The 22,559-nt window shown below is 72.7% G+C and carries 18 protein-coding genes; 16 read left to right on the top strand and 2 right to left on the bottom strand.

The window, feature by feature from the left end; all coding sequences use genetic code 11:
• The first annotated feature begins 102 nt into the window (after window positions 1-102).
• The 6 genes from ACFXAE_RS17525 to ACFXAE_RS17500 all read left to right on the top strand — a co-directional run bounded on the left by ACFXAE_RS17525 (window position 103) and on the right by ACFXAE_RS17500 (window position 6,612).
• Entirely contained in the window at window positions 103-426 is a 324-nt protein-coding gene (locus ACFXAE_RS17525) for an integration host factor (protein ID WP_003977346.1), read from the top strand.
• Window positions 427-486: 60 nt separating this feature from the next.
• A complete protein-coding gene (gene gmk, locus ACFXAE_RS17520; protein ID WP_384714940.1) occupies window positions 487-1,044 on the top strand; it encodes a guanylate kinase in 558 nt (185 codons plus the stop codon).
• A gap of 62 nt (window positions 1,045-1,106) precedes the next feature.
• Complete coding sequence (gene rpoZ, locus ACFXAE_RS17515) at window positions 1,107-1,379, top strand: DNA-directed RNA polymerase subunit omega (protein ID WP_004933985.1); 273 nt, start codon at window positions 1,107-1,109, stop codon at window positions 1,377-1,379.
• Between the two features lie 120 nt (window positions 1,380-1,499).
• A complete protein-coding gene (gene coaBC / locus ACFXAE_RS17510) occupies window positions 1,500-2,702 on the top strand; it encodes a bifunctional phosphopantothenoylcysteine decarboxylase/phosphopantothenate--cysteine ligase CoaBC (RefSeq protein WP_384714937.1) in 1,203 nt (400 codons plus the stop codon).
• A gap of 238 nt (window positions 2,703-2,940) precedes the next feature.
• The gene (metK, locus tag ACFXAE_RS17505; protein ID WP_384714934.1) at window positions 2,941-4,149 is read left to right on the top strand and encodes a methionine adenosyltransferase; all 1,209 of its coding nucleotides are present in this window, start codon (window positions 2,941-2,943) and stop codon (window positions 4,147-4,149) included.
• A gap of 315 nt (window positions 4,150-4,464) precedes the next feature.
• Window positions 4,465-6,612, top strand: coding sequence for a primosomal protein N' (locus ACFXAE_RS17500; protein WP_384714930.1), 2,148 nt, complete (start codon window positions 4,465-4,467; stop codon window positions 6,610-6,612).
• 175 nt (window positions 6,613-6,787) lie between these two features.
• On the opposite strand, the gene ACFXAE_RS17495 is transcribed toward ACFXAE_RS17500, so the two are convergent.
• Window positions 6,788-7,330, bottom strand: a complete 543-nt coding sequence (locus tag ACFXAE_RS17495; protein WP_384714927.1) for a hypothetical protein — start codon at window positions 7,328-7,330, stop codon at window positions 6,788-6,790.
• Window positions 7,331-7,664: 334 nt separating this feature from the next.
• Here ACFXAE_RS17495 and fmt point away from each other — a divergent pair, with 334 nt between their 5' ends.
• Both fmt and ACFXAE_RS17485 read left to right on the top strand, forming a co-directional pair.
• Window positions 7,665-8,597: a methionyl-tRNA formyltransferase gene (fmt, locus tag ACFXAE_RS17490; protein WP_384714925.1), complete on the top strand. Its 933-nt coding sequence runs from the start codon at window positions 7,665-7,667 to the stop codon at window positions 8,595-8,597.
• 65 nt (window positions 8,598-8,662) lie between these two features.
• Entirely contained in the window at window positions 8,663-10,081 is a 1,419-nt protein-coding gene (locus tag ACFXAE_RS17485; protein ID WP_384714922.1) for an RsmB/NOP family class I SAM-dependent RNA methyltransferase, read from the top strand.
• Here the strand turns inward: ACFXAE_RS17485 and ACFXAE_RS17480 are convergent.
• Entirely contained in the window at window positions 10,062-12,203 is a 2,142-nt protein-coding gene (locus ACFXAE_RS17480; protein WP_384714919.1) for an MMPL family transporter, read from the bottom strand. The genes ACFXAE_RS17485 and ACFXAE_RS17480 overlap by 20 nt on opposite strands.
• A gap of 161 nt (window positions 12,204-12,364) precedes the next feature.
• Here ACFXAE_RS17480 and rpe point away from each other — a divergent pair, with 161 nt between their 5' ends.
• The 8 genes from rpe to ACFXAE_RS17440 all read left to right on the top strand — a co-directional run bounded on the left by rpe (window position 12,365) and on the right by ACFXAE_RS17440 (window position 22,551).
• On the top strand, window positions 12,365-13,051 hold the full coding sequence (gene rpe / locus ACFXAE_RS17475; protein ID WP_384714916.1) for a ribulose-phosphate 3-epimerase: 687 nt from the start codon (window positions 12,365-12,367) through the stop codon (window positions 13,049-13,051).
• Between the two features lie 78 nt (window positions 13,052-13,129).
• A complete protein-coding gene (locus tag ACFXAE_RS17470) occupies window positions 13,130-14,173 on the top strand; it encodes a sugar-binding transcriptional regulator (protein ID WP_384714913.1) in 1,044 nt (347 codons plus the stop codon).
• 417 nt (window positions 14,174-14,590) lie between these two features.
• Complete coding sequence (locus ACFXAE_RS17465; protein WP_384715119.1) at window positions 14,591-16,033, top strand: GuaB1 family IMP dehydrogenase-related protein; 1,443 nt, start codon at window positions 14,591-14,593, stop codon at window positions 16,031-16,033.
• A 285-nt stretch (window positions 16,034-16,318) separates the two neighbouring features.
• Window positions 16,319-17,797, top strand: coding sequence for an amino acid permease (locus ACFXAE_RS17460; protein ID WP_384714910.1), 1,479 nt, complete (start codon window positions 16,319-16,321; stop codon window positions 17,795-17,797).
• Window positions 17,798-17,807: 10 nt separating this feature from the next.
• Window positions 17,808-18,260, top strand: coding sequence for an Lrp/AsnC family transcriptional regulator (locus tag ACFXAE_RS17455; protein WP_103545112.1), 453 nt, complete (start codon window positions 17,808-17,810; stop codon window positions 18,258-18,260).
• 131 nt (window positions 18,261-18,391) lie between these two features.
• Window positions 18,392-19,582 carry an MFS transporter gene (locus ACFXAE_RS17450; RefSeq protein ID WP_384714907.1) on the top strand — a complete coding sequence of 397 codons (1,191 nt, stop codon included), beginning with the start codon at window positions 18,392-18,394 and terminating at the stop codon, window positions 19,580-19,582.
• Window positions 19,583-20,021: 439 nt separating this feature from the next.
• A complete protein-coding gene (locus ACFXAE_RS17445; protein ID WP_384714904.1) occupies window positions 20,022-20,810 on the top strand; it encodes a carbon-nitrogen hydrolase family protein in 789 nt (262 codons plus the stop codon).
• Between the two features lie 43 nt (window positions 20,811-20,853).
• Window positions 20,854-22,551: a flavin monoamine oxidase family protein gene (locus ACFXAE_RS17440; RefSeq protein WP_384714901.1), complete on the top strand. Its 1,698-nt coding sequence runs from the start codon at window positions 20,854-20,856 to the stop codon at window positions 22,549-22,551.
• Window positions 22,552-22,559 lie beyond the last annotated feature (8 nt).

The raw sequence follows: 22,559 nt of genomic DNA, 5'->3' as shown, positions 1-22,559 counted from the left end.
GAGTGAACGGGCGAGTGTGTGGCTCGTGGCTCCCCTGGTGTGGGGCGACTAGGTTCCTCACCGGTCCGTATCCGACAGTTCGACATCCGAGGTGACGTAGGCGTGGCTCTTCCGCCCCTTACCCCTGAACAGCGCGCAGCCGCGCTCGAAAAGGCCGCCGCGGCTCGCCGGGAGCGGGCCGAGGTCAAGAATCGACTCAAGCACTCCGGCGCCTCCCTTCACGAGGTCATCAAGCAGGGCCAGGAGAACGACGTCATCGGCAAGATGAAGGTCTCCGCCCTGCTCGAGTCCCTGCCGGGCGTGGGCAAGGTCCGCGCCAAGCAGATCATGGAGCGACTGGGCATCTCCGAGAGCCGCCGCGTGCGTGGTCTCGGTTCCAACCAGATCGCCTCCCTGGAGCGCGAGTTCGGCAGCACCGGTTCCTGAGTACGGGCCAGTCCGGGGCCTGCGTCCCGGACATCCCGTGATTGCTGGAATAATCGCTGCATGACTGAACGTCCGCGGCTGACCGTGCTCTCCGGCCCTTCCGGGGTCGGCAAGAGCACGGTCGTCGCCCATATGCGCAAGGAACACCCCGAGGTCTGGCTCTCGGTGTCGGCGACGACCCGTACGCCCCGCCCCGGGGAGCAGCACGGAGTCCACTACTTCTTCGTCACCGACGAGGAGATGGACAAGCTGATCGCCAACGGCGAGCTGCTGGAGTGGGCCGAGTTCGCCGGCAACCGTTACGGCACCCCCCGCGCGGCGGTGCTGGAGCACCTGGAGGCGGGTGTGCCCGTGCTGCTGGAGATCGACCTCCAGGGCGCGCGGCAGGTCCGTGAGTCCATGGCCGAGGCTCAGCTGGTGTTCCTGGCTCCTCCCTCCTGGGAGGAGCTCGTGCGCAGACTCACGGGCCGGGGCACCGAGTCGCCCGAGGTCATCGAGCGCCGGCTGGGTGCCGCGAAGACCGAGCTGGCGGCCGAGCCGGAGTTCGACACCACCCTGGTCAACACCGCCGTCGAGGACGTGGCCCGCGAGCTGCTAGCCTTGATGAACGTCGTGTGATCGTGAGCAATCGTTCACCGGTCACGCCGACTGAATCTTTCCCATCCATCGGAAGGTAGAGCGTGTCCTCTTCCATCTCCGCGCCCGAGGGCATCATCAACCCGCCGATCGACGAGCTCCTCGAGGCCACGGACTCGAAGTACAGCCTCGTGATCTACGCGGCCAAGCGGGCCCGCCAGATCAACGCGTACTACTCGCAGCTCGGTGAGGGCCTGCTCGAGTACGTGGGTCCCCTCGTCGACACCCACGTCCACGAGAAGCCGCTCTCGATCGCCCTGCGCGAGATCAACGCGGGCCTGCTGACCTCCGAGGCGGTCGAAGGCCCCGGTCAGTAATCGGTCGGTAAGTCGTACCAGCTGATTGCAGCTGACTTTTCCACAGGCCCGGCAGCACGTTGCCGGGCCTGTGGTGTCTCATGGGGGTGGTCGCACATTTCCGAAATCCGGGGAGAGACGGTGGACAAGCCGAAGGTCGTTCTGGGGGTCAGTGGCGGCATCGCCGCGTACAAGGCCTGTGAGCTGCTCAGGCGGCTGACGGAGTCGGGACACGACGTCCGGGTCGTCCCCACCGCCTCCGCGCTGCACTTCGTCGGCGCCGCCACGTGGTCCGCGCTCTCCGGCAATCCGGTCTCCACCGAGGTCTGGGACGACGTCCACGAGGTGCCGCACGTGCGCATCGGGCAGCACGCGGACCTGGTGGTCGTCGCCCCCGCCACCGCGGACATGCTGGCCAAGGCGGCCCACGGCCTGGCCGACGACCTGCTCACCAACACCCTGCTCACCGCCCGCTGCCCGGTGGTCTTCGCCCCCGCCATGCACACCGAGATGTGGGAGCACCCGGCCACCCGGGAGAACGTGGCCACCCTGCGCCGCCGCGGCGCCGTCGTGATCGAACCGGCCGTCGGCCGTCTCACCGGCGTCGACACCGGCAAGGGCCGGCTGCCCGACCCGGGTGAGATCTTCGAGGTCTGCCGCCGGGTGCTGGCCCGCGGCGTCACCGAGCCCGACCTCCGGGGCCGGCACGTCGTCGTCAGCGCCGGAGGCACCCGCGAGCCCCTCGACCCCGTCCGTTTCCTCGGCAACCGCTCCTCAGGCAAGCAGGGCTACGCCCTCGCCCGCACCGCCGCCGCCCGCGGCGCCCGCGTCACCCTGATCGCGGCCGACACCGCCCTGCCCGACCCGGCGGGCGTGGACCTCGTCCGGGTCGGGACCGCCGTGGAGCTGCGCGAGGCCGTCCTCGGCGCCGCCGCCGACGCGGACGCCGTGGTGATGGCCGCGGCCGTCGCCGACTTCCGGCCGGCCGCCTACGCCACCGGCAAGATCAAGAAAAAGGACGACCAGGAGCCCGAGCCCGTCACCCTGGTGCGGAATCCGGACATCCTCGCCGAGATCTCCGGTGACCGGGCGCGCGCCGGACAGGTGATCGTCGGCTTCGCCGCCGAAACCGACGACGTGCTCGCCAACGGCCGCGCCAAGCTGAAGCGCAAGGGCTGTGACCTGCTGGTGGTGAACGAGGTGGGGGAGCGCAAGACCTTCGGCTCCGAGGAGAACGAGGCCGTGGTGCTGGGCGCCGACGGCAGCGAGACCCCCGTCGCGCACGGCCCGAAGGAAGCCCTGGCCGAAACCGTGTGGGACCTGGTGGCCGAACGCCTCGGATGAGTGATTCATTCGTCGTCCGGTTCCCCGGAACCCGCCCGTTCGGGGCGTGGCGCCTCTGGCCAACCCCGCCCCGCATGGGCAGAATGCCCGTGCCGCAGGTCACAGCGCTCTCGCGAGACGAGACAGGGGGGCCCGCGGCGAAGCGCGACCGATAAACTGTTCCACGGACGGCGTACGGGTGCAGCCCCCGCCGTCCGCCAATGATCAGCCAGCAGCCGCTGCAACCCCAGGGAGCGTTGTGTCCCGTCGTCTGTTCACCTCGGAGTCCGTGACCGAGGGTCACCCCGACAAGATCGCTGACCAGATCAGCGACACCATTCTCGACGCGCTCCTCCGCGAGGACCCGACCTCCCGGGTCGCCGTCGAGACCCTGATCACCACCGGTCTGGTGCACGTGGCCGGTGAGGTCACCACCAAGACGTACGCGGACATCGCGACGCTGGTGCGCAACAAGATCCTGGAGATCGGCTACGACTCCTCGAAGAAGGGCTTCGACGGCGCCTCCTGCGGCGTGTCGGTGTCGATCGGCGCGCAGTCCCCGGACATCGCGCAGGGCGTCGACGCAGCCTATGAGGCCCGCGTGGAGGGCGACGACGACGAGCTCGACCGGCAGGGCGCCGGCGACCAGGGCCTGATGTTCGGCTACGCGACGGACGAGACGCCGACGCTGATGCCGCTGCCGGTCTTCCTCGCGCACCGCCTGGCCAAGCGCCTGTCCGACGTGCGCAAGAACGGGACCATCCCCTACCTGCGCCCGGACGGCAAGACCCAGGTCACCATCGAGTACGACGGCGACAAGGCGGTCCGTCTGGACACCGTGGTCGTCTCCTCCCAGCACGCCTCCGACATCGACCTGGAGTCGCTGCTCGCCCCCGACATCCGCGAGTTCGTCGTGGAGCCGGAGCTGAAGGCGCTCCTGGACGAGGGCATCAAGCTCGACACCGAGCAGTACCGGCTGCTGGTGAACCCGACCGGCCGCTTCGAGATCGGCGGCCCGATGGGCGACGCCGGCCTCACCGGCCGCAAGATCATTATCGACACCTACGGCGGCATGGCCCGCCACGGCGGCGGCGCCTTCTCCGGCAAGGACCCGTCCAAGGTGGACCGCTCGGCGGCGTACGCGATGCGCTGGGTCGCCAAGAACGTCGTCGCGGCCGGCCTCGCCTCCCGCTGCGAGGTCCAGGTGGCCTACGCCATCGGCAAGGCCGAGCCGGTCGGCCTGTTCGTCGAGACCTTCGGTACCGCCACGATCGACACCGAGAAGATCGAGAAGGCCATCGACGAGGTCTTCGACCTCCGCCCGGCCGCGATCATCCGCGACCTCGACCTGCTGCGCCCGATCTACGCCCAGACCGCCGCCTACGGCCACTTCGGCCGTGAGCTGCCCGACTTCACCTGGGAGCGCACCGACCGCGTGGACGCCCTGCGCAAGGCGGCGGGGCTGTAAGTCCCGCCCCGCGTCTCCCCGAGGCCCGGCGGCCCCTTCCGAGGGGCCGCCGGGCCTCGGCGCGTACGGAGCGCCGTACCTGCCCGTGCACGCCGCACGAGTGAGTCCCGCACCCGCGGTGCAGCGACGCCACCGCCCGGTGCGAAGGGCACGGATGCTTCCGGGCGGCCCCCTCGCAGGTGCGGATCCCGCTGACGGTCCTGGACCGGTACGGCCGAGTGGCCCGAGGCGGAAGCGCCTTCGGGCCTCCGCCCGTACCCGAGGCCGATCCCGGGTCCGGCGCCGCTGTCAGTCGTGTTTGGTAAGAATGCAGGCGTGAGCAGCGAGAACGGACAGCAGGAGGGCGGCGCGCAGGGCGCGCCGCCCGAGCAGCTCGCGCTCATCCGGGAGAGCGTGCGCAAGGCCAGGGCGCCCCGGGCCAAACCGCGCACCTGGCGCGGCGCCGCGCTCGCCGAGGAGCTGCCCGTCGCCCGGGTCCTCGTCGACAAGGGCGTGCTCCACCTCGACCGCTACTTCGACTACGCCGTGCCCGAGGAGCTGGACGCCGACGCGCAACCGGGGGTGCGGGTGCGGGTACGGTTCGGGGCCGGACGGCACCGGGTGCGGGAGGGGCGGCGTGAGGGCGGCGGGCTGATCGACGGGTTCCTCGTCGAGCGCCTCGCCGAGTCCGACTACCCGGGGCCCCTGGCGGCACTGGCGCAGGTCGTCTCGCCCGAACCGGTGCTCGGCGAGGAGCTGCTGGGCCTCGCCCGCGCGGTCGCCGACCGGTACGCGGGCAGCCTCGCCGACGTCCTCCAGCTCGCCGTGCCGCCGCGCAGCGCCCGCGCGGAGCGACGGCCCTCGCCCGACCCGCTGCCGCCACCCCCGGCGCCCGCACCCGACTCCTGGGAGCGGTACGAGCAGGGGCCCGCGTTCCTGGAGTCCCTGGCCTCGGGAGGCGCCCCACGGGCCGTGTGGAACGCGCTGCCGGGGCCGCGGTGGAGCGAGGAACTGGCCCGGGCCGTCGCCGCGACCCTGGCCTCCGGGCGCGGCGCGCTGGTCGTCCTGCCGGACGGAAGGACCGTGGCCCGCGTCGACGCGGCGCTCACCGAACTGCTGGGGGAGGGGCGGCACGCGGTCCTCACCGCCGACGCCGGACCGGAGAAGCGGTACGCGCGGTGGCTCGCCGTGCGGCGGGGCTCCGTACGGGCCGTCATCGGGACGCGGGCGGCGATGTTCGCGCCGGTGCGGGACCTCGGACTGGTCGCCGTCTGGGACGACGGCGACGACAGCCACAGCGAGCAGCACGCCCCGCAGCCGCATGCCCGCGAAGTGCTGCTGCTGCGGGCGGCGCAGGACAGGTGCGGCTTCCTGCTGGGCAGCTGGAACTGCACCGTGGAGGCCGCCCAGTTGGTGGAGACCGGCTGGGCCCGGCCGCTGGTCGCCGGGAGGGAGCGGGTGCGGGCCGCCGCGCCGCTGGTGCGGACCGTGGGGGACGGGGACCTCGCCCGTGACGAGGCCGCCCGCGCGGCGCGGCTGCCGAGCCTCGCCTGGCAGGCCGCCAGGGAGGGGCTGCGGCACGGGCCGGTGCTCGTGCAGGTGCCCCGCCGTGGCTATGTGCCGCGGATGGCGTGCGCCGGCTGCCGGGCTCCCGCGCGGTGCCGGCACTGCTCCGGGCCGTTGCAGGCACAGGGGGCCGACGACCTGCGGTGTGAATGGTGCGGGCGCGAGGAGGGCGGCTGGCACTGCCCCGAGTGCGGCGGGTTCCGGTTGCGGGCCCAGGTGGTCGGGGCGCGGCGGACCGCCGAGGAGCTGGGCCGGGCCTTCCCCGCGGTCCCGGTGCGGACCTCGGGGCGCGAGCACGTGCTGGACACGGTGCCGGGGACACCCGCGCTGGTGGTGAGCACACCCGGCGCGGAGCCGGTGGCCGAGGGCGGTTACGCGGCGGCGCTGCTGCTGGACGGGTGGGCCATGCTGAGCCGGCCCGATCTGCGGGCCGGCGAGGACGCGTTGCGCCGCTGGATCGGCGCGGCGGCGCTGGTCCGGCCGCAGCCGGCGGGCGGCACGGTGGTCGTGGTCGCCGAGCCGACCCTGCGTCCCGTGCAGGCGCTGGTCCGGTGGGACCCGGTCGGGCACGCGGTACGGGAACTGGCCGAGCGGGGCGAACTGGGGTTCCCGCCGGTGTCCCGGATGGCGGCGGTGTCGGGGCCGGGTGAGGCGGTGGCCGAGTTCCTCCGCGCGGTGGAGCTGCCCGCGCGGGCGGAGATCCTGGGTCCGGTGCCCCTGCCGGTCACCCCGGCGGGCCGCCCGCGCCGGCCGGGCGCACCGCCCCCCGGCGAGCACTGGGACCGGGCACTGGTCCGGGTACCTCCCGGCAGCGGCGCCGCACTGACCGCCGCGCTGAAGTCCGCCCAGGCGACACGCACGGCCCGGGGCGGGAAGACCCCCGTATGGATCCGGATCGACCCCCCGGACATCGGCTGAACCCGCCGGGACGCGCCGCGCCCTCCCGGAGGCGGGGCCACCCGGGGGGGCGCGGCGGGGGGGCGCGCGCGGGGTGGGTGTGTTTTTTTTTACACCCCCCCGCGGGGGGCGGCGCGCCCCCGGGCGGGGGGGGGTGCCTCCCGGGAGGGCGCGGCGGGGTGCGGCGAGCGGGGGCTCAGCCGTTGCGGGGGGAGGGTAAGGCCGTCGGGCGTGGGTCGTCGAGGAGGGACGGACTGCCGGCCGTGGGCTGGGTCGGCATGGAGTGGGCCGCGGGGACCGTCGGCACCGCGGTGACGCCGGCGACCGCGTTCACCGTGCGCGTGCCCGGCGCCTCCGCGGCGGCCTCGGCGGCCGCGGACGCCTGGGCGGCGGTGCGACGGGCGCCGTAGCGGCGGTGGACCGCCTGCTTGGTGACCCCGAGCGCCGAGCCCACGGCGTCCCACGAGAAGCCCAGGGAACGGTCGAAGTCCACGGCCGCCGTGACCAGGGTCTCGACACTGTCCCGCAGCTCCTGGGCGAGACGGACCGTGGGGGCGGGGGCACGTCCGTAGACGACGAAGCCCGTGGAGGGGCCGGAGCGGCGCGGGCGGTAGACGTTGCCCAGCTGGGCGGTGAGTGTGCGCAGCGCGTCCACCTGCCGGCGGACCCGCTCGATGTCCCGCACCAGCAAGTGCAGGCTGGCCCGAGCCTGGGCGTCGTGGGTTGCGTGGTCGGCCATGAACAAGCCTCTCGAACCGGCGTGAAAGGAATCGAGCCCGTGTCGGGGCCCGTGGTCAACTCTTTCTTGACCAACGCGGGATCGCTCCGCTGGTCACGGGGTGGGGGCGTGGCGGCATATGCGCACGCCCCCGGCGGGGGTGTGCGCCTCGGCCTTCGGCCTCGGCGTGTCTCCCCACCGCGTACCACCCGTTTCCAGTGGGTCCAGAGGCGGACGTTTGCCGTGGGGCTGCCTCGCCGTCGGCGGCTCTCCCCGCACGGGTGGTTCCGTCGACACCCCCATAGACTGGTGCGCCGCCCTTGCCCGTCCTCGCCCGAGAGGCCCCAAGCACCCCATGAAGCTCGTCTTCGCCGGTACCCCCGAGGTCGCCGTTCCCGCACTGGACGCTCTTCTCGCCTCCGGGCGGCACGAGGTGGCCGCCGTCGTCACACGGCCCGACGCGCCCGCCGGACGGGGGCGCAGGCTCGTCGCCTCCCCCGTCGCCGAGCGGGCGGAGGAGGCCGGGATCGAGGTACTGAAGCCGGGCAGGCCCAGGGACCCGGAGTTCCTGGAGCGGCTCAAGGAGATCGCGCCGGACTGCTGCCCCGTCGTCGCCTACGGCGCCCTCCTCCCCAGGGCCGCCCTCGACATCCCCGCCCGGGGCTGGGTCAACCTGCACTTCTCGCTGCTGCCCGCCTGGCGCGGCGCCGCGCCCGTGCAGCACGCCATCATGGCCGGCGACGAGATCACCGGCGCCGCCACCTTCCTCATCGAGGAGGGTCTCGACTCCGGGCCCGTCTACGGCACCGTCACCGAGGAGATCCGCCCCACCGACACCAGCGGCGACCTGCTCACCCGGCTCGCCTTCGCCGGCGCCGGGCTGCTCGCCGCCACCATGGACGGCATCGAGGACGGCGCCCTGAAGGCCGTGCCGCAGCCCGCGGACGGCATCAGCCTCGCCCCCAAGGTCACCGTCGAGGACGCCCACGTCGACTGGGGCGCCCCGGCGCTGCGCGTCGACCGGGTGGTGCGCGGCTGCACCCCCGCGCCCGGCGCCTGGACCACCTTCCGGGGCGAGCGCCTCAAGATCGTGCAGGCCGCCCCCGTACCGGATCTGGCCGACCTCGCGCCCGGGCAGCTGTCCGTCGGCAAGAACAACGTGTACGTGGGCACCGGTTCGTACGCCGTGGAGCTGCTGTGGGTGCAGCCCCAGGGCAAGAAGCCGATGCGGGCGGCGGACTGGGCGCGCGGGGTGCGGATCGCCGCCGGGGAGACCGTCGGCGCCTGACGCCCCGGGACCTTCACGACGTAGGCTGGACCGCGCACTTCACCCCACATCCGGAGCACTTTTTCGTGAGCGACCAGCCCCGTCGGCCCCGCAGGCCCGCCAAGCCCTACCGCCGGCCCGAGAAGGACCCCGTCCGCATCCTCGCCTTCGAGGCCCTGCGGGCCGTCGACGAGCGGGACGCGTACGCCAACCTCGTCCTGCCCCCGCTGCTGCGCAAGGCGCGGGAGAACGGCGACTTCGACGCACGCGACGCGGCACTCGCGACCGAGCTGGTGTACGGCACGCTGCGCCGTCAGGGGACGTACGACGCGGTCGTCGCCGCCTGTGTCGACCGGCCGCTGCGCGAGGTGGACCCGCCGGTACTGGACGTGCTGAACCTCGGCGCGCACCAGCTGCTCGGTACGCGGATCCCGACGCACGCCGCCGTGTCCGCCACCGTCGAGCTGGCCCGGGTGGTGCTCGGCGACGGCCGCGCCAAATTCGTCAACGCCGTGCTGCGGAAAATCGCGCAGGACGATCTCGACGGCTGGCTGGAGCGGGTCGCGCCGCCCTACGACGAGGACCCCGAGGACCACCTCGCCGTCGTGCACTCGCACCCCCGCTGGGTCGTCTCCGCGCTGTGGGACTCCCTCGGTGGTGGACGCGCCGGCATCGAGGAGCTGCTGCGGGCCGACAACGAGCGGCCCGAGGTGACCCTGGTCGCCCGTCCCGGGCGGGCGACGACCGCCGAACTGCTCGACGAGGAGGCCGCCGTCGCCGGCCGTTGGTCGCCGTACGCGGTGCGGCTCACCGAGGGCGGGGAGCCGGGCGCCGTCCCGGCGGTCGCGGAGGGCCGGGCCGGCGTGCAGGACGAGGGCAGCCAGCTCGTCGCGCTCGCGCTCGCCGACGTGCCCGTCGAGGGACCCGACCGGATGTGGCTGGACGGGTGCGCCGGACCGGGCGGGAAGGCCGCGCTGCTCGGCGCGCTCGCCGCCGAGCGGGGCGCCGTGCTGCTGGCCTCCGAGAAGCAGCCGCACCGGGCCGGTCTTGTGGCGAAGGCGCTCGCCGGGAACCCGGGACCGTACCAGGTCGTCGCCGCCGACGGGACGCGCCCGCCGTGGCTCCCCGGAAGCTTCGACCGGGTGCTGGTCGACGTGCCGTGCACCGGGCTGGGCGCCCTGCGCCGCCGCCCCGAGGCGCGCTGGCGGCGCCGCCCGGAGGATCTGGACGGCTTCGCCCCCCTCCAGCGCGGGCTGCTGCGCACCGCCCTGGAGTCCGTACGGGTCGGCGGTGTCGTCGGCTACGCCACGTGCTCCCCGCACCTCGCGGAGACCCGGGCCGTGGTCGCCGACCTCCTCAAGCAGTACCCGGACACCGATCTGATCGACGCCCGGCCGCTGCTGCCCGGCGTACCGGATCTGGGCGAGGGCCCCGACGTACAGCTGTGGCCGCATCTGCACGGCACCGACGCGATGTACCTGGCCCTCATCCGCCGGACCGGCTGACGCTCTCCTCGGGCTCCCTCACCTCGCCGCCGTCCTCGTGGGCCAGCGGGTGCGGCCACCACACCTTCGGGCCGACGTCCAGGAACAGGGACGTGACCAGCACCGACCGCACCACGAAGGTGTCCAGGAGCACGCCCAGGGCGACCGCGAAGCCGATCTCGGCGAACGCGACCATGGGCAGCGTGCCGAGGGCGGCGAAGGTGCCGGCGAGGACCAGGCCCGCCGAGGTGATGACGGCTCCCGTGGCCGCGAGGCCGGTGACCACGCCCGGCCGGGTGCCCTGGCGGATGGCCTCCTCGCGGATGCGGGTGGTCAGGAAGATGTTGTAGTCGATGCCCAGCGCCACCAGGAAGACGAACACGAACAGCGGGAAGTCGGTCGACTCGCCCGCGTAGTCGAAGACGTGCCGGAAGGCCAGGGCGCTGAGGCCGAGCGCCGCCGCGAACGACAGGATCACCGTCGCGATCAGCAGCAGCGGGGCGATCAGGGCGCGCAGCAGCGCGCACAGGATCAGCAGGACGACCACCAGCACCAGCGGGATGATCAGCATGTTGTCGTGGGTGGTCGCCCTGTCCATGTCCAGCAGCGCCGCCGTACCGCCGCCGACCCGGGCGTCGGCGTCCGGTACCGCGTGGACGGCGTCACGGACCCGCTCCACGGTCTGCTTGGCCGCCTCGCTGTCCGACGGGGCGGTCATGGTGGCCTCGAAGAGCACCTTGCCCTCGAACGACGGCTTCGTGCCCGGGGGCAGTCCGAGGGACTCCGGCACGACCCCCTCCGTACCGGCGACCGCGCGGCCGACCTGTTCGGCCTGCGCCCGGTTGCCGACGACGACCAGCGGATCGCCGCTGCCGGCCGGGAAGTACCGCGCGGAGACCTCCTGCCCGGTGATCGAGTCCGGTTTCCCGGTGAACGCGTCCGCGTTGCCGATGCCCTCCGCGCGGAGCTGGATCAGGCCCAGCGAGCAGATCGCCAGCACCACCGCCGTCACGCCCCAGATCAGGCGCGGGCGGCGGGCGATGCCGCGGCCGGTGCGGGCCCACACGCCCCGCTCGGCCGGGTCGGGGGCGCCGTGGTGCGGGATCACCGGCCAGAAGATCCACCGGCCGCAGATGACCAGCAGCGCCGGGAAGAGCGTCAGCATGGCCAGCAGGGCGACCGCGACACCGATCGCGGCGACCGGGCCGAGGCCCCGGGTGGAGTTCATCTCGGCGGTCAGCAGCACCAGCATGCTCAGGACGACGGTCGCGCCGGAGGCGAGCACCGCCGGGCCCGCGCGGTGCAGGGCCAGCGCCATCGCCTCGTGCCGGTCCTCGTGCCGGCGCAGCTCCTCCCGGTAGCGGGCGACCAGCAGCAGGGCGTAGTCGGTGCCCGCGCCGAAGACGAGCACGGTGAGGATGCCGGCGCTCTGCCCGTTGACCGTCAGGCCCGCGTACTCGGCCAGGAAGTAGATCAGGGCCTGCGCCGTGAACAGCGCGCAGATCACCGCGAGCAGCGGCGCCAGCAGCAGGGTGGGGCTGCGGTAGGTGATCAGCAGCATCACGACGACGACGGCCATCGCGGACAGCAGCAGCGTGGAGTCGATGCCCTCGAACGCCTCGGCGAAGTCCGCCGACGTGCCGCCGGGGCCGGTGATGTGCACCGCGAGCCCGTCGCCGCTCTCGCCGACGTCGTCCCGGACGGCGTCGACGGCGGGTCCGATCCGCTCCCAGCCCTGTGCGTCCATCGTGATCGGCACGAAGATCTGCGCGGCACGGGGGCCGGCCTCCCGGTCGAAGGCCGGGCCGCGGGTCTCGTCACCCCTGATGCCGTGGTCGCTCAGCCGCTTGAGCTGCTCCACGTCCTCGGCGATCCGCGCCCGGTCGGCGGCCGTCAGCCCGCTGTCCCGCGCGTAGACCACGATCGCGGGGATCTGCTCGGGCCGGAAGTCCTCGGAGATCTCCAGCACCTGCGTGGACTCGGCGGACCCCGGCAGCCAAGAGGCCGCGTCGTTGTCCTGTGCATCGGCCAGCTTCTGGGCGAACGGCGCCACCGAGAACAGCACCACCACCCACAGACCGAGCACCAGCCATTTGGAACGCCGCCCGCACACCAGCCGCGCGACACCTCGGCCACCTGTCACAGCCACCTCCGCAGCAGCGCCCCGCAAAGGGCGCGGGACAGTAACATCCACGGCTCCGCCGCGTGGGCGCGACCGGCCGCGACCGGCCCGCAGGCCACGCACGACCGTCCCCGCACGGGACCCATGCGCACAACCCCCGGAGGGCATGGCAGTCTTGACGCATGGCCCCGCAGATCAGCCCCAGCATCCTGTCCGCCGACTTCGCCCGCCTCGCCGACGAGGCGAAGGCGGTGGAAGGAGCCGACTGGCTCCACGTCGACGTCATGGACAACCATTTCGTCCCGAACCTCACGCTCGGTGTGCCGGTCGTGGAGTCGCTCGCCCGGGCGACGGACACTCCGCTGGACTGCCATCTGATGATCGAGGCCCCCGACCGATGGGCGCCCCAGTATGTGGAGGCGGGGGCCGGTTCGGTCACCTTCCATGCCGAGGCGGCCACCGCGCCCGTGCGGCTCGCCCGGGAGATCCGCGCCAAGGGCGCCCGTGCCTCCATGGCGCTGAGGCCGGCGACCCCCGTCGAGCCGTACGAGGACCTGCTCCCCGAACTCGACATGCTGCTGATCATGACGGTCGAGCCGGGATTCGGGGGCCAGGCCTTTCTCGACATCATGCTTCCGAAGATTCGCCGCACCCGCGAGTTGATCAACAAGCACGGTCTCGAGCTCTGGCTCCAGGTCGACGGCGGGGTCTCGGCGTCCACCATCGAGCGGTGCGCGGACGCCGGCGCCGATGTCTTCGTCGCGGGTTCCGCCGTGTACGGGGCATCGGACCCGGCCGAGGCGGTACGTGCATTGCGCAACCAGGCGGAGGCCGCGACGGCGAAGGCGTCGTGGGCATGCGACCACTGAGCGTCAGGAACGTGAACGGCGCCCGGCAGGGCTGATCGACCGCGCCGGATCTGCAAGGATGAACGGCGAATCCAGAGTGTGAACAGCAGTGAGGAGATCGCCGTGTCGGGTATGTCGGCGGGCCGGTCAGCCATGCGGATGGGACCCGCTGAGCTGGTGCAGGCGGCGGCCATGGCCCGCCGCTTCTACCTCGAGGGCAAATCCAAGATCCAGATCGCCGAGGAGTTCGGCGTCAGCCGCTTCAAGGTGGCCCGGGTCCTGGAGACCGCCCTCGAACGGGATCTCGTACGGATCGAGATCCGCGTGCCGGCCGAGCTGGACGCCGAGCGCTCCGACGCGCTCCGCGCCCGCTACGGCCTCAGGCACGCCGTCGTGGTCGAGTCCCCGCCCGAGTCCGAGGAGACACCCGACCCCGAGAACCTGGGAGAGGTGGCCGCCGACCTGCTCGGCGAGCTGGTCGACGAAGGGGACGTGCTGGGTCTGGCCTGGGGCAGGTCCACCATCCACATGGCGGCGGCCCTGGACCGGCTGCCGCCCTGTACGGTCGTGCAGCTCACGGGCGTGTACGACGCCGGGACCGCCGAGCGCGGCTCGGTGGAGGCCGTGCGGCGCGCCGCGCAGGTGTCGGGCGGCGACGCCCACCCCATTTACGCGCCGATGCTGCTGCCGGACGCGGCCACCGCTCAGGCACTGCGCCACCAGACCGGCATCGCGCGGGCCTTCGAGTACTTCGACAAGGTCACCGTCGCCTGCGTCTCCATCGGTTCCTGGGAGCCGGGCATCTCCACGGTGCACGACATGCTCAGCGACGAGGAGCGGGCGCACTACGCCTCCCTCGGTGTCGCCGCGGAGATGTCCGCCCACCTCTTCGACGTGGAGGGGCGCCGGGTCGGCCGGGACCTGGGGGAGCGGTGCATCACGGTCAAGACCGACCAGCTGCGCCGGGTCCCCGAGGTCGTCGCGATCGCGGGGGGCCAGCGCAAGGGGCCCGCGATCGACGCCGTACTGCGCTCCGGCCTCGTCACCAGCCTGGTGACGGACACATCGGCCGCGGACTACCTGATGACGGCGGGGACCGCCCCGCGGTCCGCCCTCAACCGCGCGGACCCGGACGGTCCCTGACGCCGGGTGGGACGGGGCGGGCCCGCCGGCACCGGCATCACGGTGCCGCGACGGGCCCCGCTCCCGCGCCCACCGGCCGGACCGTGCGCAGTCCGGCGGACGGTACGGCGGGGCCGTGCCGCAGGTGTCCTCGGTGCCGGGGCCGATCGGCGTCTTGTCGGTCCTGTCCGTCGTCTCATGGCGCAGGGGGGAGAGGTGTCCTCCACCGCCGGCACGCCGGTTTCCGATGCCGAGGCGGCGGACCGCCTCGCTCACCGCGGCGCCGGCTCTTGGAGGATCCTCCGAGCAGGGCTCTGACCAGCCTGGACGATCTGCCCGGGGCTGGCATTCCGGTCGTCATGGGACAATGAAGTACGTGCTCTTCCCCCTGGCTGACCTGTCCGGGGGCCACCTCTGATCGACTGGGATGTGCAGCACGTGCGTTTCCTCAACGACATCCAGCCCGCGTACGACCTGACGTACGACGACGTCTTCATGGTGCCGAGCCGCTCCGCGGTCGGCTCGCGGCAGGACGTGGACCTCAGCTCGCCGGACGGCACCGGCACCACCATCCCGCTGGTCGTCGCGAACATGACCGCCATCGCCGGACGCCGCATGGCCGAGACCGTGGCCCGTCGCGGTGGACTCGTCGTCATCCCGCAGGACATCCCGATCGAGGTCGTCACCGAGGTCGTCTCCTGGGTGAAGGGCCGCCACCACGTCCTGGACACCCCGATCGTGCTGGCCCCGCATCAGACCGTCGCCGACGCGCTCGCCCTGCTGCCCAAGCGCGCGCACAACGCGGGCGTCGTCGTCGACGACGGACACCGGCCGGTCGGCGTGGTCACCGACACCGACCTGTCCGGAGTGGACCGCTTCACCCAGCTCGAGGAGGTCATGTCCAAGGACCTGATCCTCATCGACGCGGACATGGACCCGCGCGAGGCCTTCAACACCCTCGACGCGGCCAATCGCCGCTACGCGCCCGCCGTGGACGAGGACGGCCGTCTGGCGGGCATCCTGACCCGCAAGGGCGCCCTGCGCGCCACCCTGTACACCCCGGCCACCGACGCGCGGGGCGGGCTCCGCATAGCCGCCGCCGTCGGCATCAACGGCGACGTGGCGGGCAAGGCCCGGCAACTGCTGGACGCCGGCGTCGACACGCTCGTCATCGACACCGCGCACGGGCACCAGGAGTCGATGATCGGCGCGCTGAAGCTGGTTCGCGACCTCGACCCGCGGGTGCCGATCGTCGCCGGCAACGTCGTCGCCGCCGCGGGCGTCCGCGACCTGATCGAGGCCGGCGCCGACATCGTCAAGGTCGGCGTGGGCCCCGGCGCCATGTGCACCACCCGCATGATGACCGGCGTCGGCCGGCCCCAGTTCTCCGCCGTCCTGGAGTGCGCCGCCGAGGCGAGGAAGTACGGCAAGCACGTGTGGGCCGACGGCGGTGTCCGGCACCCGCGCGACGTGGCGATGGCCCTCGCGGCCGGCGCGTCCAACGTGATGGTCGGCTCCTGGTTCGCCGGGACCTACGAGTCCCCGGGCGACCTCCAGCACGACGCGGACGGCCGCCCCTACAAGGAGTCCTTCGGCATGGCCTCCGCGCGTGCCGTGCGCAACCGCACCTCCGAGGAGTCGGCGTACGACCGCGCCCGCAAGGGACTGTTCGAGGAGGGCATCTCCACCTCCCGCATGTTCCTCGACCCGGCCAGCCCCGGCGTCGAGGACCTGATCGACTCGATCATCGCGGGCGTCCGCTCCTCCTGCACCTACGCCGGGGCCGGATCGCTCGAGGAGTTCGCCGAGAAGGCCGTCGTCGGCGTCCAGAGCGCCGCCGGCTACGCCGAGGGCAAGCCGCTGCACGCCAGCTGGAGCTGACGGCTCCTCACTCCCGTCCGGCCCCCGTCGACCCCGCCCCGGGGCCGACGGGGGCCGGCGCGCAACGGTCGAAAGCCCTCGCGCAACGAACACCCGCGTCCCCGCCGGTAACGCAATGATCTTGCGGGGGTGCGCAAGGTTGCTGCATTTCAGGAGCAACGAAGAACCTCGTAGGGTTACGCGCTGTACGTGGTGCGGCGAGGACCCCGCTCGACGGGTCCCGGCTGTCGCGGGACGCCGTCGGTCCCTGCCGCGGAAGACCGGCAGCGACGAAGGAGTCAGCGCGTGCTCGACCAAGGCGCACCCCCGCACAACGGCCACCCCGCCGCCCCGCTGTCCCCGGGCGTCGCCGCGCGCCTCATGCGCCGCAAGCCCGTGGAACGCCTGGTCGCGGAGGGTGGCCAGGGTGAGGGCGGCTCGCTGCGGCGCTCCCTCGGACTGTGGCAGCTGACCATGATCAGCATCGGTGCCACCCTCGGCACCGGTATCTTCGTCGTCCTCGGCGAGGCGGTTCCCAAGGCCGGTCCGGCCGTCACCCTGTCCTTCGTCATCGCCGGTCTGACGGCCCTCTTCTCCGCCCTCTCCTACGCGGAGCTGGCGGGCGCCATCCCGGTCTCCGGCTCCTCCTACTCGTATGCGTACGCAACGATGGGTGAGCTGATCGCCTGGGTCTGCGGCTGGTGCCTGATGCTGGAGTACGGCGTCTCGGTCGCCGCCGTCGCCGTCGGCTGGGGCGAGTACCTGAACGAGCTGCTCGACGGCACCATCGGTGTCACCATCCCGGCCGCGCTCTCCGCCCCGCCCGGCGACGGCGGCGTCTTCAACCTGCCCGCGCTGATCGTCGTCCTGCTCGCCATGGCGTTCCTGATGGGCGGCGCCCGCGAGTCCGCCCGCGCCAACACGATCATGGTCGTCGTGAAGATCGGCGCCCTGGTGCTGTTCTGCGCCATCGGCGTCCAGGGCTTCCGCTCCGGCAACTACGAGAACTTCATGCCGCTCGGCATGGCCGGCGTCAGCGCCGCCGGGGCGACGCTCTTCTTCTCGTACATCGGCTTCGACGCCGCCTCCACCGCCGGCGAGGAGGCGAAGAACGCCCAGCGCGACCTGCCCCGCGCGATCCTGCTGTCGCTCGCCGTCATCACCGCGCTGTACGTCCTGGTCGCCGCCGTCGCCGTGGGTGCCAAGCCCTGGCAGCACTTCACCGACTCCGAGGCCGCGCTCGCCCAGATCATGCGCGAGGTCACCGGCCAGAGCTTCTGGGGCACCCTGCTGGCGTTCTGCGCCGTCATCGCCATCGCGAGCGTCGTCCTGACCGTGCTCTACGGCCAGACCCGCATCCTGTTCGCCATGGCCCGGGACGGGCTGGTGCCCAAGGCGTTCGCCAGGGTCAGCCCGAAGACCGGCACGCCCCGCACCAACACCGTGATCGTGTCCCTGTTCTGCGGCGTGCTGGCCGCCGCCGTCCCGCTCGGCCAGCTCGCCGACGCCACCAGCATCGGCACCCTGTTCGCCTTCGCGCTGGTCAACGTGGCCGTCGTGGTGCTGCGCCGGACCCGTCCCGACATGCCCCGCACCTTCCGGGTGCCGCTGTCCCCGGTCCTGCCCGCCGTCGGCCTCGCGTTCTGCCTGTGGATGATGGGCAGCCTGTCCACCGTCACCTGGGTGGTCTTCGGTGTCTGGATGGCCGTCGGCCTCGTGTTCTACTTCCTGTACGGCTACCGCCGCTCCCGGCTCGCCGCCCCCGCCGCACCAGAAACGAAGTGAACGACCCGCAGTGCTGAACGATCTCGACGAACGCATCGTGCACGCCCTCGCCGAGGACGCCCGCCGCTCCTACGCGGACATCGGCCAGCTCGTCGGCCTGTCCGCGCCCGCCGTGAAACGGCGCGTGGACCGGCTGCGCGCCACCGGGGCCATCACCGGATTCACCGTACGGGTGGACCCGGCCGCCCTCGGCTGGGAGACGGAGGGGTTCGTCGAGATCTACTGCCGCGGCAACACCTCCCCGGAGACCATCCAGCGGGGCCTGGAGCGCTACCAGGAGGTCGTGGCCGCCTCCACCGTCACCGGTGACGCGGACGCGGTCGCTCAGGTCTTCGCCTCCGACATGCGCCACTTCGAACGGGTCCTGGAACGCATCGCGGGCGAGCCGTTCGTCGAGCGGACCAAGTCCGTGCTGGTGCTGTCCCCGCTGCTGCGGCGGTTCTCGTCGGGATCGCCCGCCTGAGACGCCGCACGCCGTAGTATCGGTGTCATGACCTGGCGACATTGATCCACCGATCGCGCCTCCCGAGGGCCGCCTCGGACGCCGTACGTCCTCCACGTCCGGTGTCCGAACCGCCCTTACGGGAAGGCCTCATGACTCCCACGCCCACGCGTGCCTCCGACGTCCGCGTGCGACGGCTGACGACCACGCTGTACGGCTACGCGTTCCTCGAAGACTTCATCCTGCTCTACCCGGTGTACGCGCTGCTGTTCAGCGACACCGGTCTGTCCGTCTGGCAGATCTCGTCCCTGTTCGCCCTCTGGTCGGTGACCGGCGTGCTGCTGGAGGTCCCCTCCGGCGCCTGGGCCGACGCCGTCTCCCGCCGGCTGCTGCTGTGGCTCGGCCCGCTGCTGACCGCCGCCGGCTTCGCCCTGTGGGTGCTGCTCCCGTCGTACGGCGCCTTCGCCGTCGGCTTCGTGCTGTGGGGCGCCGGCGGAGCGCTCGGCTCCGGCGCGCTCGAGGCCCTGGTCCACGACGAACTGGAACGGCTCGACGCGGCCGCCCGCTACGCCCGGACCATGGGCCGGGCCCGCGCGGCCGGACTGGTCGCCGTCATGGCGGCGATGGGACTCGCCGGCCCCGTGTTCGCCCGGGGCGGCCACACCGCCGTCGGGGCCGCCAGCGTGCTGGTGTGTCTGCTGGCGGCGGCCACGGCACTCCGCTTCCCCGAGCACCGCACCCCGGGGACCGGACACGGGAGCTGGACGGCGGCCCTGCGCGCCGGACTCGCCGAGGCCCGCGCCGACCGGTCCGTACGCGGGGCGCTGCTGCTCGTCCCGGCCGTGAGCGCCGTCTGGGGAGCCCTCGACGAGTACACGCCGCTGCTGGTGCGGGGGACCGGTGCCGCCGACGGGACGGTGCCCTGGCTGCTCCTGCTGATCTGGGCCGGTGCCACCGTGGGAAGCCTGCTGGCCGGGGAGGGCGAGCGGTTCGGCACGGGCGGGCTGGCCGCGCTGCTGGCCGGCGCCGGCCTCGCCCTGGCCGTCGGCGCGGCCGAGGGCACTCCCTGGGGGCTGGGTCTCGTCGCCCTCGCCTTCGGTGGCTTCCAGGCGGCGACCGTGCTGGCCGACGCCCGTCTCCAGCGACGCATCGAGGGCACCGGCCGCGCCACCCTCACCTCGGTGGCGGGCCTGGGCACGGAGCTGGCGACGGTCGCGGTCTACGGCGGCTACGCGCTGATCGCCTCGGGCGGCGCGCACAGCACCGCTTTCGCGGTGTTCGCGGTGCCGTACCTGGCGACGGCTGTGCTGCTGCTCGCCGGGGCTGCCAAGGCGCGACCGTGAGGGCATGTGCCGCCGCCCCCGTGTTCCCGTGGGCAACCGCCGCAGCACGCCTCCGCTCCCGGGGGCAGTCGTGCCTCCCAGTGCCTTGAATGCCTGGGAGGTGCCCCCAGGGCGGCACGGGTGGGCGGTGGAGGTACCTCCCGCTCATGAGGCCCCGCTCGAGCGAAGCCGGGAGTGGGGGGCACCCCGCAAGCGCCGGGCCGCGCGGGCACCCCCGGCCCACATCCACGCGGAGCCCTCCGTACGGCGCCGGGCCGCGATCCCACCGCGCCCACCGACGCCGTGGGGACAGGACCCGCGCAACGAATCGCCGCCACCCCCGGACCGGACGCAACGAACCGCTCACCGACGCGCAACGGCTCCGCCTTGTCCGCCCGAGCCGGCCGACCGTACCTTCTAACTGGCCCCCCGAACCCCCGCGTACCGACGAGGAACACACATGCGCACCGCCCTGCTCCAGAGCTCCGGACGGCCCGGATCCGTCGCCGAGAACCTCGAGGTCCTCGACGAGGCGGCCGGCCGTGCCGCCGCCGCGGGCGCCGGGCTGCTCGTCACCTCGGAGCTGTTCCTCACGGGGTACGCGATCGGCGACGACATCGGCCGGCTCGCCGAGACCGCCGACGGCGACGCGGCCGACGCGGTCGCGGAGAGCGCCGCCCGGCACGGCCTGGCGGTCGCCTACGGCTACCCCGAGCGGGACGGCGAGCGCGTCTTCAACTCCGTGCAGCTGATCTCCGCCGACGGCACCCGCCTCGCGAACCACCGCAAGACCCACCTCTTCGGCTGCTTCGAACGCGACCACTTCACACCGGGCGAGCGGCCCGTCGTCCAGGCCGAGCTGAACGGCCTCACCGTCGGCCTGATGATCTGCTACGACGTCGAGTTCCCGGAGAACGTGCGCGCCCACGCCCTCGCCGGCACCGACCTCCTGCTGGTGCCGACCGCGCAGATGCACCCGTTCCAGTTCGTCGCCGAGCACCTGGTGCCGGTGCGGGCCTTCGAGAACCAGATGTACGTGGCGTACGTCAACCGGGTCGGCCGCGAGGGCGAGTTCGAGTTCGTCGGGCTGTCCACCCTCGCCGGACCCGACGGAGTGGCCCGCACCCGTGCCGGCCGCCGGGAGGAACTGGTCCTCGCCGACGCCGACCCGGTGTTCCTCGCCGCCTCCCGCGAGGCGAACCCGTATCTGACCGACCGCCGCCCCGGCCTCTACGGGTCCCTCGTCTGAACACCCCGCCCCCCGCTTCACCTGTGCAAGGAGTCCGTACCCCATGACGTCCACCGTGCCCAACGCGATCGAGCACGCCGACGAGCAGCAGCCGCCGATCACCATGTTCGGCCCGGACTTCCCGTACGCGTACGACGACTTCCTCGCCCACCCGGCGGGCCTCGGACAGGTACCGGCGACCGAGCACGGCACCGAGGTCGCGGTGATCGGCGGCGGCCTGTCCGGCATCGTCGCCGCGTACGAGCTGATGAAGATGGGCCTCAAGCCCGTCGTCTACGAGGCCGACAGGATCGGCGGCCGGCTGCGGACCGTCGGCTTCGACGGGTGCGACCCCTCGCTGACCGCCGAGATGGGCGCGATGCGCTTCCCGCCGTCCTCCACGGCGCTCCAGCACTACATCGACCTGGTCGGACTGCGGACCCGTCCCTTCCCCAATCCCCTCGCCGAGGCGACGCCGTCCACCGTCGTCGACCTGAAGGGCGAGTCGCACTACGCCGAGACCCTCGACGACCTGCCCCAGGTCTACCGGGACGTCGCCGACGCCTGGGCCAAGTGCCTCGAAGAGGGTGCCGACTTCTCCGACATGAACCGCGCCCTGCGCGAGCGCGACGTCCCGCGCATCCGGGAGATCTGGGCGAAGCTGGTCGAGAAGTTCGACAACCAGACCTTCTACGGCTTCCTCTGCGACTCCGAGGCCTTCAAGTCCTTCCGCCACCGCGAGATCTTCGGCCAGGTCGGCTTCGGCACCGGCGGCTGGGACACCGACTTCCCCAACTCCATCCTGGAGATCCTCCGCGTCGTCTACACCGAGGCCGACGACCACCACCGCGGCATCGTCGGCGGCTCCCAGCAGCTGCCCCTGCGCCTGTGGGAGCGCGAGCCGGAGAAGATCGTCCACTGGCCGTACGGCACCTCACTGAAGTCCCTGCACAGGGACGGCGAGCCCCGCCCGGCGGTCACCCGGCTCAACCGCACCGCGGGCAGCCGGATCACGGTGACGGACGCCGACGGCGACATCCGTACCTACCGGGCGGCGATCTTCACCGCCCAGTCCTGGATGCTGCTGTCCAAGATCGCCTGCGACGACTCGCTCTTCCCGATCGACCACTGGACCGCCATCGAGCGCACCCACTACATGGAGAGCTCCAAGCTCTTCGTGCCCGTGGACCGGCCGTTCTGGCTCGACAAGGACGAGGAGACCGGCCGGGACGTCATGTCGATGACGCTCACCGACCGGATGACCCGTGGGACGTACCTCCTGGACGACGGCCCGGACAAGCCCGCCGTCATCTGCCTCTCCTACACCTGGTGCGACGACAGCCTGAAGTGGCTGCCGCTGTCCGCGAACGAGCGGATGGAGGTCATGCTGAAGTCGCTCGGCGAGATCTACCCCAAGGTCGACATCAGGAAGCACGTCATCGGCAACCCGGTGACCGTCTCCTGGGAGAACGAGCCCTACTTCATGGGCGCGTTCAAGGCCAACCTGCCCGGCCACTACCGCTATCAGCGCCGCCTGTTCACCCACTTCATGCAGGAGGCGCTGCCCGAGGACAAGCGGGGCATCTTCCTCGCCGGTGACGACATCTCCTGGACGGCCGGCTGGGCGGAGGGCGCCGTCCAGACCGCGCTGAACGCGGTCTGGGGCGTCATGCACCACTTCGGCGGCGAGACCGATCCGACCAACCCGGGCCCCGGCGACCTCTACGACGAGATCGCCCCGGTGGAGCTCCCCGAGGACTGAGCCCGCTT

This window comes from Streptomyces sp. NPDC059454 (genome assembly GCF_042749965.1).
Lineage (GTDB): Bacteria > Actinomycetota > Actinomycetes > Streptomycetales > Streptomycetaceae > Streptomyces.
This window is presented reverse-complemented; position numbering and strand designations above follow the sequence as displayed.